This window comes from Pseudomonas azadiae (assembly GCF_019145355.1).
Taxonomy (GTDB): domain Bacteria; phylum Pseudomonadota; class Gammaproteobacteria; order Pseudomonadales; family Pseudomonadaceae; genus Aquipseudomonas; species Aquipseudomonas azadiae.
Window position 1 is genome coordinate 810009 of record NZ_JAHSTY010000002.1, and the last position, 12837, is coordinate 822845.

Below are 12837 nucleotides of genomic sequence, written 5' to 3' on the forward strand. Positions count from 1 at the left end.
GAAAAGGCCTGGTTTTCGTGGAACCAGGCCCTTTCCATGTTGCTCGTTAGCGCGCCACAGTCAACTGCGTTCGAGGGCGAGGGCTACGCCTTGGCCGCCGCCGATGCACAGCGTGGCCAGGCCTTTCTTGGCGTCGCGCTTGATCATTTCGTGCAGCAGGGTCACCAGCACACGGCAGCCTGAAGCACCGATCGGGTGGCCGATGGCGATGGCGCCGCCGTTGACGTTGACCTTCTCGGCGTCCCATTCCAGTTCCTTACCCACCGCCAGGGCTTGTGCGGCAAAGGCTTCGTTGGCTTCGATCAGGTCCAGATCACCCAGGCTCCACCCGGCTTTGTCCAGGCAGCGGCGGGTGGCCGAGACCGGGCCGATGCCCATGATGGCGGGGTCGACGCCGGCATTGGCGTAGCTGGCGATGCGTGCCAGCACGGGCAGGCCCAGGGCCCTGGCTTTGTCGGCGCTCATCAACAGCACCGCCGCCGCGCCGTCATTGAGGCTCGAGGCGTTGCCAGCGGTCACGCTGCCGTCTTTCTTGAACGCAGGTTTGAGCTTGGCCAGGGATTCGGCGGTGGTGCCGGCGCGCGGCTGTTCATCCACGGCGAAGGCCACCGGGTCGCCTTTGCGCTGGGGAATCAGGATCGGCGTAATCTCGTCAACAAAACGGCCCGCTTCGATAGCGGCGACCGCTTTTTGCTGGGAGGCTGCGGCGAATGCATCCTGCGCTTCACGGCTGATGCCGTACTTGTCCACCAGGTTCTCGGCGGTGATCCCCATGTGGTAGTCGTTGAACGCATCCCACAGGCCGTCGGTGATCATGCTGTCGATCATCTTGGCGTGGCCCATGCGCAAACCGGTGCGCGCCGCGGGCACTACGTAGGGGGCCAGGCTCATGTTTTCCATGCCGCCGGCGATGATCACTTCGGCGTCGCCGCAGCGGATGGCCTGGGCACCGAGGTGCAGGGCCTTGAGGCCCGAGCCGCAGACCTTGTTCAAGGTCAGGCTCGGCACGGCGTGGGGCAGGCCGGCCAGGATCGAAGCCTGGCGCGCCGGGTTCTGGCCGCTGCCGGCGGTAAGGACCTGGCCGAGGATCACTTCATCCACTTCGGCCGGATCCAGCCCGGTCTGCTCCAGCAGGCGACGGATCACGGCGGCGCCCAGTTCCGGTGCCGGAATATTCGCCAGCGAACCCTGGAAGCTGCCCACGGCGGTGCGGGTGGCAGCGACAATCACGACGTCTTGCATGAATTGTGTCCTCACTCGAAGTGCATTTCTGGAACGTGGTCCGGGACGATCAGTTTACCGGCGGTCTTGCTCACAATTTCTTCAACGCTCACGCCTGGTGCGCGTTCCTTGAGGACAAAAGCGCCATTTTCGATTTCCAGGTAAGCCAGGTCCGTCAGCACACGCTTGATGCAGTTCGCACCGGTCAACGGCAGGCTGCATTGGCTGAGCAGCTTGGACTCACCGTCCTTGGACGCATGGGTCATGATCACGATGATGTTTTCCGCTCCCGCCACCAGGTCCATGGCGCCGCCCATGCCCTTGACCAGCTTGCCGGGGATCATCCACGAAGCGATGTTGCCGTGTACGTCCACTTCAAACGCGCCCAGCACCGTGAGGTCGACGTGGCCGCCGCGAATCATCGCGAAGGACTCGGCGGAGGAGAAGATCGAGGCGCCGATCCGTGCGGTGACGGTTTGCTTGCCGGCGTTGATCATGTCGGCATCGATGGTGTCTTCGGTCGGAAACGGGCCCATGCCGAGCAGGCCGTTTTCCGATTGCAGCATGACTTCCATGCCATCGGGAATGTAGTTGGCCACCAGGGTCGGAATGCCGATGCCGAGGTTGACGTAGAAACCGTCCTGCATTTCGCGGGCGACGCGTTGGGCCATTTGTTCGCGGGTAAGAGCCATTGTGCTGTTCCTCTTATTATGTGCGCTGGATTATTTGCGGACGGTGCGCTGTTCAATGCGCTTTTCGAACGTGCCGCAGATGATCCGGTCGACGTAGATGCCAGGGGTGTGGATCTGCGCCGGGTCCAGCTCGCCCGGTTCGACGATTTCCTCGACTTCAACCACGGTGATCTTGCCGGCGGTGGCGGCCAGTGGGTTGAAGTTCTGGGCGGTGTGGCGATAGATGACGTTGCCGAAGTGGTCGGCTTTCCAGCCTTTGACGATGGCAAAGTCGCCGGTGATGGACTCTTCCATCAAATAGGGGCGACCGTTGAACTCGCGGGTTTCCTTGCCTTCGGCCACCGGAGTGCCGACGCCGGTGGCGGTAAAGAACGCCGGGATGCCGGCGCCGCCTGCGCGCATTTTTTCGGCCAGGGTACCCTGGGGGGTCAGCACCACTTCGATCTCGCCGCTGAGCAATTGCTTCTCGAACAGGGCGTTTTCACCGACGTAGGATGCGATGACCTTGCGGATCTGCTTTTCTTCCAGCAGCACGCCCAGGCCGAAACCGTCGACACCGCAGTTATTGGAAACCACCGTCAGGTCGCGGGTGCCTTTGCGCTTGATCTCGTTGATCAGGTTTTCCGGAATGCCGCACAGGCCAAAACCGCCGGCGAGCACGGTCATGCCGTCTTCCAGGCCTGCCAGGGCTTCTTCATAGGACGCCACGCGTTTATCGAAACCTGCCATATGCACCTCTTTTATTGTTTGTCGGCCAGCAATGAAACGAGTGTTGCTCCGACGGATTGATTTGTTAAGTTGTTTTTTAAGGTTGATTGATTTAGAAAACAGCATAGTTGATCTGTCGCCCGGAGAAGCCTCATGACCGTCAAACAAATACGCGCCTTTCTCGCCGTGGCCCAGAGCCTGAGTTTTGCCGCCGCCTGCGAGCGCCTGCACCTTTCCCAGTCGGCGCTGAGCCTGACGATCAAAGGCCTGGAAGAGGGGCTGGGTGGGCGCCTGTTCAGCCGTAATACGCGAAACGTAGCGCTGACCCCTGAAGGAGAATCCCTGCTGCCCCTGGCACGCCGCCTGATTGCCGACTGGGACAACGCCGAAGACGAGCTGCGCCAGCGTTTCACCTTGCAACGTGGGCGTGTCACGGTCGCAGCGATGCCTTCATTTGCGGGCAATTTGTTGCCGCCGATCCTGAAGATATTCCGTGCACGTTTCCCTCAGGTGAATGTCACCGTGCACGACTTGATCAATGAGCAGGTGCTGGAGATGGTGCGCGATCGGCAGGTGGAGTTGGGCGTGGCGTTCGAGCCCTCTGAAGGTTCATCGCTGGCGTTTACCCCGCTGTACCTTGACCGGTTTATCGCGGTCGTGCCCGGTGACTCGCCCCTGGCGCACTGTGCCGAGGTCGATTGGAAAACCTTGCTGGAACAACCGTTCATCACCCTGCAGCGACCATCCACGGTGCGGGTCATGCTGGAGGAGCACTTGGGCGCCTTGCAGATGAAGCTGCCGGTGGCCCTGGAAAGCCATCAACTGGCAACGGTGGGCAAGATGGTTGCCTGCGGCCTTGGCGTCAGCGCCGTACCTGCATTGTGCGCGCGGCAAATGGAGGAGGCGGGTGCCCACTGCATTACCTTGAACGGCCCGGTGATCCAGCGGCCGATTGGCGTATTGACTAAACCAGGGTACGAACTGTCGGCGGCAGCGCAGGCGTTGTTTGATATCTTCCAGGATGAAGCGGCACAGGGCCGGTTTCCAACTTTTTAAGCTCGCCAAACAAGTGTGGGAGCTGGCTTGCCTGCGATAGCTATTTAACATTCAACACGGATGTTGATACTTAAACCGCTATCGCAAGCAAGCCAGCTCCCACATTTACTGTCGTGCGTTGCTTAGTAGTAGCGATCGATCACTTTAACTTGCGAGCTGTCCTTGAAAGATGCCCAGGCGTTGTTAAGTGTGTCGAAGACGTGTTCTATGAAGTTACGATCGGCAGCCGCCTTCTTGCCGACATAACCCTGGCCTCGGCGGTACATCTTCAGGCGCGCCGCCAGTTCACGGTTATTGCGGTCAAACTCGGCTTCTTCGGTGTGGGGCGCCAGGCAGTCAAGTTGGACTTCGCCCGATTTGCCAATCCACAGGATATGGTCGTCGAGTGTGTCTTTCTGCGCTGCGAACATCTCAGCCAATTCATCGATAGTGGGTTGGTTGTTCAGATTCATGTGTAAGCCCCTTGACCAGTTGGCGATCTATCAATTGATTCGTTAAAACTGCTTAGTTGTCTCCGGTTCCGAAAACCGGGCGTCAGCGACGGTCTGCCGAATACGGGCAGGGTCTTGAACCTGATGCATGTAGTCTTGCTGATGAACTGCTACGCAATGCTTTCATAACGAAGACAAGCAGCATTCGAGCTACTTGTACCGATCCTTTCAGAACGGTCAGCTTCATCAATCCGCCTTGTGGGCAGTGCACATCCGGAGAAAACAGCTCGGCGGTCAGACGAGCTCTTTCAAAAACGCTTGTTGCCAACGCTCCCGATCCGGGAGACGTCTAGATCATGCAAGGACGAAAACGTTACGTCAACAATTATGTAGTGATTATTTTTGGTCACTACATAATTTGCCTTGAGGACGGGAGCATGCGTAAAAACGTGACTTGGGCGTCATTTTTTGTGCGATGGGTCGCAGGATTTCGGCGGCCAATTCAGCACAAGACTCTGTGGGAGCTGGCTTGCCTGCGATAGCGGTGTGTCAGCCAAGCATTCGCCAACTGATTCAACGCTATCGCAGGCAAGCCAGCTCCCACATTGATTTGCGGTGTTCTTTTTATTTGAAACGAGCAGCGAGCAACGGTAACAAGCGTTCGCAGGACGCCTCTATCTTCACCTGCAACAACTCATCCCCGCGGGTCTTGCCCAGGTTGATGGCCATCACCGGCTTGCCTTGCTCGGCCATCGCCTTGCACAAACGAAACGCCGAATAGGCCATCAGCGACGACCCCACTACCAGCAAGCCCTGAGCATCTTCCACCGCCGCCATCGCCCGGGCCGCTGTCGCCGGGGCGACGTTCTCACCAAAAAACACCACATCCGGCTTCAAACGCTCTCCATCGCAATGGGGGCAGCGCGGGACTTGGAAGTGTTCTTCAAAGGCTGAGTCGAGCAAGGTGTCGCCGTCCGGCGCCTGCACCGCGTGCACGTGCACCATGTGGGGATTGTCGATTTCCATCTGCCGCTGGACCCCATCGCGCGCGCTGCGCAACTGGCAATCCAGGCACAGCACCCGGTGCAGGCTGCCGTGCAGTTCAATCACGTCATGGCTACCGGCTTGATCATGCAGGGTGTCGACGTTCTGCGTGATCAACCCGCTGATACGCCCGCGTTGCTGCAACATCGCCAGCGCCAGGTGTGCCTGGTTCGGCTGGGCAGCGCGGACCCTTGGCCACCCCAGCATCGCCCGCGCCCAATAACGGCGCCGCGCCTGCGCAGTGGCAAGGAATTCCTGAGACATCATCGGCGCTTTGCCGCGACGTACGCCCTCGCTGTCACGGTAATCGGGAATGCCCGACGACGTGCTGATCCCCGCTCCGGTCAGCACCAGAAAGCGCCGTTCGGCCAGGGCCCGATGCAGGGTGTCGAGGTGTTGCTCCTGATGTTCCAGGGTGTCGAGCATGGTTTCCCCTATTCGCCGCGAATGTACTGCTCCAGCTGTCTGATCAGGTCAGCCTGTTCGGCAATGGCCTCTTTGACCAAGTCACCGATAGACAGCAGACCAAGCAGCTTGCCGTCTTCGACCACCGGCAGGTGGCGCAGGTGACTGTCGGTCATGATGTTCATGCATTCATCGACACTCTTATGGGTGTCGACGGTAATGACCGGTGAACTCATCACGTCATCGACCCGCGTGGTCACCGACGACAACCCTTTTAGGATGAGTTTGCGTGCGTAATCACGTTCGCTGATGATCCCGACCACGACACCGTCCTTGACGACCGGCAGGGCCCCGACGTTTTTCTCCGACATCCGGACCAGCGCTTCAAACACGGTGTGGTCCCATTGAATGGTGTGGACGTCCTGGTTTTTCTGGTCCTTGGCTTTGAGCACTTGTGCAACGGTTTTCATGTCGGCCACTCCGGTGTTGTTATTAGGAAGCTCAGCAGGTCCCCTACAGAATCCTAGACGGCCTACGCCGCGGCAAGGTGCAAAGCGGCGTTAAACCCGTCGAAAAACGTCACGCGCCGGGTTTTTTCGGTGTTTACCCGGCATTTGGTGGTTTTTTTGCGCGCTTGGGGCTGGTTGCGGTCTTGCGTGGCGCACTCTTGCGCTTCTTTTTCCACGGGGTGGCGCCTCGACCCGCCGGGCTGGCCGGGCCGGTGATGGTCATGCGCATGCCATTGCAGCGCGCCACTTGCTTGCTCATCCAGGCAGCCTGCTTGGCGACAAATTCTTCCAGGCTCATCTCGCCGCTTTGCACCATATCCAGGGCCTGTTCCCAAATGGCCGTGGTGCCGGGGTCGGCGATAGCGCGGGGTACCGCGTCGATCAGGCTGAACGCCGCCGGCGTGGCAGACAGTGCCTTGCCGTTTTTCACCAGATAACCACGGTCCAGCAAGCCCTGGATAATCCCGGCGCGGGTGGCCTCGGTGCCGATGCCGGTGGTGTCCTTGAGCTTTTGCTTGAGCAGCGGGTCTTCCACCAGCTTGGCGACGTTTTTCATCGCCTTTATGAGGTCGCCTTCGGTGAAGGGCTTGGGCGGTTGGGTCCACAGGTCCTTGAGGTTGACCTTGGCCACCGCGTAATCCTGGCCCTGCTTCAACGCCGGCAGTGCTTGCGGCACCGGCGCCTCCCGGCCTTTGGCTGGCGCCAGGGCTTCGGGCAAGGCGCGTTTCCAGCCCGGTTCGATCACCACTTTGCCCACCGCGCGCAATGCTTGGCCTGCGCAATCGAAATCCGCCTGGGTGCGATCGTATTCATGGTTGGGCAGGAACTGCGCCAGGTAGCGTGCGCGAATCAACGTGTAGACCGCGCGATGCTTGCCGGTGAGTTGCCCGACGTCCTTGCCGGCGCCGGTCGGGATGATGCCGTGGTGCGCGCTGACCTTGGCGTCGTTCCAGGCTCGGGAGCGGCGTTGGGGATCGAGATACGGCATCAGGTCGGCCACTGCCATATCGGCGCGGCCCAGGGAAGCGAGAATCTTCGACGCCTCGGCGTGCTGGCTCACGGGCAAGTAGCCGCAGTCACTACGCGGGTAGGTGATGACCTTGTGGGTTTCGTAGAGGGATTGGGCGATGTCCAGGGTTTCCTGGGCCCCGAGGCCGAGTTTCTTGGAGCAGATTTCCTGCAGCGTGCCCAGGTCGAAGGGCAGCGGCGCCACTTCGCGCATGCGCTCGGTTCGCAACTTCACCAGCCGCGCGGTAGCGGCGTTTTCCATGGCCTCTGCGGCGTCCCGCGCCAGTTGCGGGTTGAGGCAACGGCCCTGGTCATCACAGGCGTCGTCCGCGGCACGCCATTGGGCGGTAAAGGTCATGCGCTCATGGCGCAGGTCGACATCGATGGCCCAGTAAGCCACCGGCACAAAATCGGCGATGCTGCGGTCGCGGTCCACCACCAGCCGCAAGGTCGGCGTTTGCACCCGGCCGACCGGCAGCACGCCCTGGTAACCTGACTGGCGCCCGAGCAAGGTAAACAGGCGGCTCATGTTCATGCCGATCAGCCAGTCGGCGCGGGAGCGGCCCAGCGCCGAATGATACAGGCTGAATGTCTCGGCGCCTGGCTTGAGGGCCGCCAAGGCCTTGCGAATGGAAGCATCGTCCAGGGCCGACAGCCACAGCCGCTGGATCGGCCCCCGGTAGCGGCAATGTTCTACCAGCTCGCGCGCGATCATCTCGCCTTCACGGTCGGCGTCGGTGGCGATGACCAGCTCCTGGGCTTCCCCCAGCAGTCGCTTGACCGCCTTGAACTGGCTGGCGGTCTTGGGCTTGACCAGCATCTTCCATTTTTCCGGAACGATCGGCAGGTCGGCCAGCACCCAGCGTTTGTACTTGGCGTCGTAGGCATCCGGCGGAGCGGTTTCCAGCAGGTGGCCGATGCACCAGGTGACTGTGACGCCATTGCCCAGCCAGCAGCCATCGCCCCGGCGGCTGGCGCTGAGTACGGCCGCGATATCCTTGGCCTGGGAGGGTTTTTCACAGAGGTACAGCCGCATGGTCATCACATCAGATCGGGTTGATGCCTTGCAGGATGCTTAGTAACAGGCGTTTGGGCAACCATTATCTGTATGGATGTACAGCCATTTGTGTGAGTACCGAAAAAATGTGGGAGCGGCGGTGCGACGATTCGACTTGCCCGCGATGGCGGTGGGTCAGTCATTACAACATTGACTGAACCAGCGCTATCGCGGGCAAGCCCGCTCCCACAGGGGGATCTATTCCAAAAAGGATCAGTTGTTATCGATATCCACATGCCGCGTTTCTTTGAGGCAAATCATCCCCACCACCAGGCTTACCCCGGTCACCACCACCGGGTACCACAGGCCGTAGAAGATATCGCCGGTATACACCACCAAGGCAAAGGACACGGTTGGCAGGAACCCGCCGAACCAGCCGTTGCCGATGTGGTAGGGCAGGGACATCGAGGTGTAGCGGATGCGCGTCGGGAACAGCTCCACCATCAGCGCGGCCAGCGGGCCGTAGCACATGGCGGCGATCAGGATCAGCGCCACGATCAGCACCACCACCATCACCTTGTTGACCTGGGCCACATCCGCCGAAGACGGGTAGCCGGCCAGGGTCACTGCGCCGCGCAGGGCCGCTTCGTCGAAGCCGTCGATACGCACTTCACCCACGCTGACCTGTACCGGGCTGCCGGCTGGTGCGGCGGCGCTGCTGTAGGGCAGGCCTTGCTTGACCAGGAAGGTCTTGACCTTGTCGCAAGGGCTGTCAAAACGCGCCTTGCCCACCGGGTCGAACTGGAAGGTGCAGGTAGCCGGGTCGGCCAGCACCGTGATCGGTGCCTGGCGGCTGGCCTGGTCCATGGCCGGGTTGGTGTAGTGCGCCAGGCTCTTGAAGATCGGGAAGTACAGCACGGTCGCCAGCAGCAGACCGAGCATCAACACCGGCTTGCGTCCCACCTTGTCCGACAGCCAGCCAAAGAAAATAAAGAACGGCGCGCCAATCACCACGCTGATGATCAGCAACACGTTGGCCAGGGCCGGGTCCATTTTCAGGAACTGCGTGAGGAAGAACAGCACATAGAACTGCGCCGCATAGAACGTCACCGCTTGCCCGCCGTTGATGCTGAACAGCGCGATCAGCACCACCTTGAGGTTTTCCCATTTACCAAAGGAATCGCGGATTGGCGCCTTGCTCGCTTTGCCTTCCTCTTTCATCTTCAGGAAGGCGGGCGACTCGTGCAGGCTCAGGCGTATCCAGGTGGAAATGCCCAGCAGCACAATGGAAAACAGGAACGGAATGCGCCAGCCCCACACCTCGAACTGATCACCGGTGAAGTAACGGCAGGCCAGCACCACCAGCAGTGACAGCAGCAGGCCGAGGGTCGCGGTGGATTGAATCCAGCTGGTGTGAAAACCCCGCTTGCCGGCCGGCGCATGCTCGGCCACATAGGTGGCCGCGCCGCCGTATTCGCCGCCCAGCGCAAGACCTTGCAGCATGCGCAGCACGATCAGGATGATCGGCGCCGCAATGCCGATACTGGCGTAGGTCGGCAACAGCCCGACGCAGAAGGTCGCAACGCCCATCAGGATGATGGTGACCAGAAAGGTGTATTTACGCCCGATCATGTCGCCCAATCGGCCAAACACCAGCGCCCCGAACGGCCGCACCACAAAGCCCGCCGCAAAGGCCATCAGGGCAAAGATGAACGCGGTGGTGTCGTTGACGCCGGCAAAGAACTGCTTGCTGATCACCGCCGCCAGGGCGCCGTAGAGGAAAAAGTCATACCACTCGAACACCGTCCCGAGGGACGAGGCGAAGATGACTTTTTTTGAGTCGTTGCGGCTGCTGGCGGTGTTGACCGCTGAGCCCAAGGGTTGAGCATGTTCTGACATCGGGTAGCCCTCACAGTGATTATTTATTGTTGTTCCACTGTCGGCGCCAACCGTGGCGCCGCTATTTCTACATCGCCCTCTGTAGGAGCGAGCTTGCTCGCGAAAATCGTCAACGATTACGCGGGAAACCTGAGTGAATGCGCTGCCTTTGCGTTTTTCGCGAGCAAGCTCGCTCCTACAGTAGGCGGCGAAAGGATCAGCTGCGCGGCTTTTTCCGCGATCATCAGCGTTGGTGAACAGGTGTTGCCGGAGGTGATGCGCGGCATGATCGACGCATCGGCGATGCGCAATCCAGGCACGCCATGCACGCGCAGTTGGGCGTCGACCACCGCGTCGTTATCACTGCCCATGCGGCAGGTGCCGACCGGATGGAAAATCGTTGTACCGATGCGTGCGGCGGCTTCGTGCAATTGGTCTTCGGTTTGCAGCGCGTCGCCCGGCAGGTATTCCACGGGCTTGAACTGGCTCAGGGCCGGCGCGGCGACGATGCGGCGCGTCAGGCGGATCGCATCGGCGGCCACCCGCAGATCTTCCGGATGGCTGAGGTAGTTGGGGCGGATCAGCGGCGCATCCGCCGGGTTCGCCGAGCGAATATCGATACGCCCCCGGCTTTGCGGGCGTAGGTCGCAGACTGACGCAGTAAACGCCGGGAACGCATGCAGCGGTTCGCCAAAACGCTCGAGTGACAGTGGCTGCACGTGGTACTCAAGGTTGGCCGAGGTCTGCTCCGGGCCCGAGCGGGCAAACGCGCCGAGCTGGCTGGGCGCCATCGACAGCGGGCCGCTGCGGTCGTACAGGTAGCGCAGGCCCATGCCCATCTTGCCCCACAAGGTGCCCGCGATCTGGTTGAGGGTGCGCGCGTTTTCCAGTTTGTAGATCAGGCGCAGTTGCAGGTGGTCCTGCAGGTTGCCGCCGACGCCTGGCAGTTCATGCAGTACGTCAATGCCCAAGGGTTTGAGCACGCTGGAAGGGCCAATGCCCGAGCGCTGCAAAATGCCCGGCGAACCCACGGAGCCGGCGCACAGCACAATTTCCTTGCGTGCCTTCCAGCTCAGTTGCTGGCCATGCTGGCGCCCGACCACCTGGGAGGCGCGGCCGTTTTCCAGCAGCACGCGGTCCACTTCCACTTCGGTCAGCACTGTGAGATTGGGGCGCTGGCGCACCGGTTTGAGAAATGCCTTGGCCGCATTCCAGCGCACGCCGGCCTTCTGGTTGACCTGGAAGTAGCCGCAGCCTTCGTTGTCGCCCCGGTTGAAATCGTTGAGGGGGGCGATGCCGCTCTGCGCCGCAGCATCACGGAACGCATCGAGGATCGGCCAGTGCAGCCGTTGTTGTTCGACCCGCCATTCGCCGCCGTCGCTATGGAATTCAGAGCCGCCGGCAAAATGGTTTTCGCTGTGCTTGAACAGCGGTAGCACGTCGTTCCACGCCCAGCCGGCGTTGCCTTCGGCCGCCCAGCCGTCGTAATCCTGGGCCTGGCCGCGCATGTAGATCATGCCGTTGATGGACGAGCAGCCGCCCAGCACCTTGCCTCGCGGATAACTCAGCGCACGGCCTTGCAGGCCTTCCTGGGCTTCGGTCTTGAAACACCAGTCAGTGCGCGGGTTGCCGATGCAGAACAGGTAACCGACGGGGATATGGATCCAGGGGTAATTGTCGCGGCCGCCGGCTTCGAGCAACAGCACGCGGTGAGCGGGGTTGGCGGACAGTCGATTGGCCAGCAGGCAGCCCGCGGGGCCAGCGCCTACAACGATGTAATCGTATTCAGCAGTTGCAATGGGCATCTGAGGGGCTCGCTTGTTTTTCTTATTGGCTCCATCCTAGTTGTTAGTTTTCGTCTTAAAAATGTTAGTTTTTACCCAGCAGCTGTGTGTTTTTAAACAGCGCGGGCCCAGGCCATGCAAGGGAGGCATCATGTTCGACTGGAACGACCTGCGGTATTTTCTCGAGTTGCAGCGCAGTGGCCGCCTGCTCACCGCGGCGCAACGCCTGAAAACCACCCACGCTACCGTGGCCCGGCATATCGAGGCCATCGAGAAAAGCCTCGGCACCGCACTGTTCGTCCAGCATGCCCAGGGCTATGAACTGACCCCCGCCGGCGAAGCCCTGCTCAAGCACGCCGAAGCCATGGAAAACGTCGCCCTGCTGGCCGAAGACGAACTGACCCACAGCGCCGCACCCTTGGGCAAGATTCGCCTGGGCGTGGCCGAAGGGTTGGGCGTGATGTTCCTGGCCGGCCGCATGGGCGGGCTGTTCGAACGCTACCCCGGGTTGGAAGTGGAACTGGTGGCCGTGCCGCGCTTTGTCAGCATCCTCAACCGCGAAGCGGAAATCAGCATCCACCTCGAACGGCCGAGCGTCGATCAATTGGTCACGCGCAAACTCACCGACTACCGCCTGGCCCTCTACGCCAGCCGGGCGTACCTGGATCGCCACCCGCCGATTGAAAAACGCGAAGACCTCGCCGCGCACGCGTGGATCGACTACGTGGACGACCTGCTGTTCAGCCAGGAACTCAAATTCCTCAGCAGTTTCTGCCGCAACCCCCGGGTGGTGTTCCACAGCACCAGCGTGATCGCCCAGCACCAGGCGGCACGCTCCGGGCTTGGGATTGCGGTGTTGCCTTGCTTCATGGCAGCCGGCGACCCTGCGCTGGTGCCGTTGCTGCCGGGGGAGGGGATTGCGCGCAGTTACTGGATCAGCTCGCGCCGGGAGTTGCATAAGTCGGTGCGGCTGCGGGTGTTGTGGGATTACGTGGTGGAACTGTGCGCGCGGGAGCAAGGATTGTTGTTAGGCGAACCCCACTGACTACAGGCGCGCCTGGAACTTGATGTGATGGCAGCGGCAACCTGAAATTGTTGTGTTGG

11 protein-coding genes are annotated in these 12837 nt (G+C 61.1%); 2 read left to right on the plus strand and 9 right to left on the minus strand.

All coding sequences use genetic code 11. The annotated features are described in order from the left end of the window. Window positions 1–60 precede the first annotated feature (60 nt). Genes KVG91_RS20100 through KVG91_RS20110 form a run of 3 tightly spaced genes read right to left on the minus strand, consistent with a single transcriptional unit; the run spans window position 61 to window position 2642 of the window. Window positions 61–1242, minus strand: a complete 1182-nt coding sequence (locus KVG91_RS20100) for an acetyl-CoA C-acetyltransferase (RefSeq protein ID WP_169377874.1) — start codon at window positions 1240–1242, stop codon at window positions 61–63. Window positions 1243–1253: 11 nt separating this feature from the next. Further along, window positions 1254–1913 carry a CoA transferase subunit B gene (locus KVG91_RS20105; RefSeq protein WP_169377875.1) on the minus strand — a complete coding sequence of 220 codons (660 nt, stop codon included), beginning with the start codon at window positions 1911–1913 and terminating at the stop codon, window positions 1254–1256. Window positions 1914–1943: 30 nt separating this feature from the next. Further along, complete coding sequence (locus tag KVG91_RS20110) at window positions 1944–2642, minus strand: CoA transferase subunit A (RefSeq protein WP_076955117.1); 699 nt, start codon at window positions 2640–2642, stop codon at window positions 1944–1946. A 132-nt stretch (window positions 2643–2774) separates the two neighbouring features. Here KVG91_RS20110 and KVG91_RS20115 point away from each other — a divergent pair, with 132 nt between their 5' ends. Next, a complete protein-coding gene (locus KVG91_RS20115) occupies window positions 2775–3677 on the plus strand; it encodes a LysR family transcriptional regulator (RefSeq protein ID WP_169377876.1) in 903 nt (300 codons plus the stop codon). 122 nt (window positions 3678–3799) lie between these two features. Here the strand turns inward: KVG91_RS20115 and KVG91_RS20120 are convergent, their stop codons facing one another. The 6 genes from KVG91_RS20120 to KVG91_RS20145 form a co-directional block, all read right to left on the minus strand. Then, window positions 3800–4129 (minus strand): hypothetical protein, encoded by a 330-nt coding sequence (locus tag KVG91_RS20120; RefSeq protein WP_076955119.1) that lies wholly within the window; start codon window positions 4127–4129, stop codon window positions 3800–3802. Between the two features lie 603 nt (window positions 4130–4732). Then, window positions 4733–5578, minus strand: coding sequence for an NAD-dependent protein deacetylase (locus KVG91_RS20125; RefSeq protein ID WP_169377877.1), 846 nt, complete (start codon window positions 5576–5578; stop codon window positions 4733–4735). An 8-nt stretch (window positions 5579–5586) separates the two neighbouring features. Continuing rightward, entirely contained in the window at window positions 5587–6027 is a 441-nt protein-coding gene (locus KVG91_RS20130; RefSeq protein ID WP_169377878.1) for a CBS domain-containing protein, read from the minus strand. Between the two features lie 133 nt (window positions 6028–6160). Further along, the gene (locus KVG91_RS20135; protein WP_169377879.1) at window positions 6161–8110 is read right to left on the minus strand and encodes a DNA topoisomerase III; all 1950 of its coding nucleotides are present in this window, start codon (window positions 8108–8110) and stop codon (window positions 6161–6163) included. A gap of 234 nt (window positions 8111–8344) precedes the next feature. After that, window positions 8345–9970: an MFS transporter gene (locus KVG91_RS20140; RefSeq protein WP_169377880.1), complete on the minus strand. Its 1626-nt coding sequence runs from the start codon at window positions 9968–9970 to the stop codon at window positions 8345–8347. A gap of 116 nt (window positions 9971–10086) precedes the next feature. After that, complete coding sequence (locus KVG91_RS20145; protein ID WP_169377881.1) at window positions 10087–11754, minus strand: GMC family oxidoreductase; 1668 nt, start codon at window positions 11752–11754, stop codon at window positions 10087–10089. Between the two features lie 130 nt (window positions 11755–11884). Between KVG91_RS20145 and KVG91_RS20150 the strand changes: the two genes are divergently transcribed. Then, a complete protein-coding gene (locus KVG91_RS20150; RefSeq protein ID WP_169377882.1) occupies window positions 11885–12778 on the plus strand; it encodes a LysR family transcriptional regulator in 894 nt (297 codons plus the stop codon). Window positions 12779–12837: the final 59 nt, after the last annotated feature.

Excerpts from the sequence above, each read along its gene's own strand:
- KVG91_RS20135 (WP_169377879.1), bottom strand. The coding sequence starts at position 8,110 with ATGCGGCTGTACCTCTGTGAAAAACCCTCCCAGGCCAAGGATATCGCG.
- KVG91_RS20145 (WP_169377881.1), bottom strand. The coding sequence starts at position 11,754 with ATGCCCATTGCAACTGCTGAATACGATTACATCGTTGTAGGCGCTGGC.
- KVG91_RS20140 (WP_169377880.1), bottom strand. The coding sequence starts at position 9,970 with ATGTCAGAACATGCTCAACCCTTGGGCTCAGCGGTCAACACCGCCAGC.
- KVG91_RS20105 (WP_169377875.1), bottom strand. The coding sequence starts at position 1,913 with ATGGCTCTTACCCGCGAACAAATGGCCCAACGCGTCGCCCGCGAAATG.
- KVG91_RS20100 (WP_169377874.1), bottom strand. The coding sequence starts at position 1,242 with ATGCAAGACGTCGTGATTGTCGCTGCCACCCGCACCGCCGTGGGCAGC.
- KVG91_RS20110 (WP_076955117.1), bottom strand. The coding sequence starts at position 2,642 with ATGGCAGGTTTCGATAAACGCGTGGCGTCCTATGAAGAAGCCCTGGCA.
- KVG91_RS20125 (WP_169377877.1), bottom strand. The coding sequence starts at position 5,578 with ATGCTCGACACCCTGGAACATCAGGAGCAACACCTCGACACCCTGCAT.
- KVG91_RS20130 (WP_169377878.1), bottom strand. The coding sequence starts at position 6,027 with ATGAAAACCGTTGCACAAGTGCTCAAAGCCAAGGACCAGAAAAACCAG.
- KVG91_RS20120 (WP_076955119.1), bottom strand. The coding sequence starts at position 4,129 with ATGAATCTGAACAACCAACCCACTATCGATGAATTGGCTGAGATGTTC.
- KVG91_RS20150 (WP_169377882.1), top strand. The coding sequence starts at position 11,885 with ATGTTCGACTGGAACGACCTGCGGTATTTTCTCGAGTTGCAGCGCAGT.
- KVG91_RS20115 (WP_169377876.1), top strand. The coding sequence starts at position 2,775 with ATGACCGTCAAACAAATACGCGCCTTTCTCGCCGTGGCCCAGAGCCTG.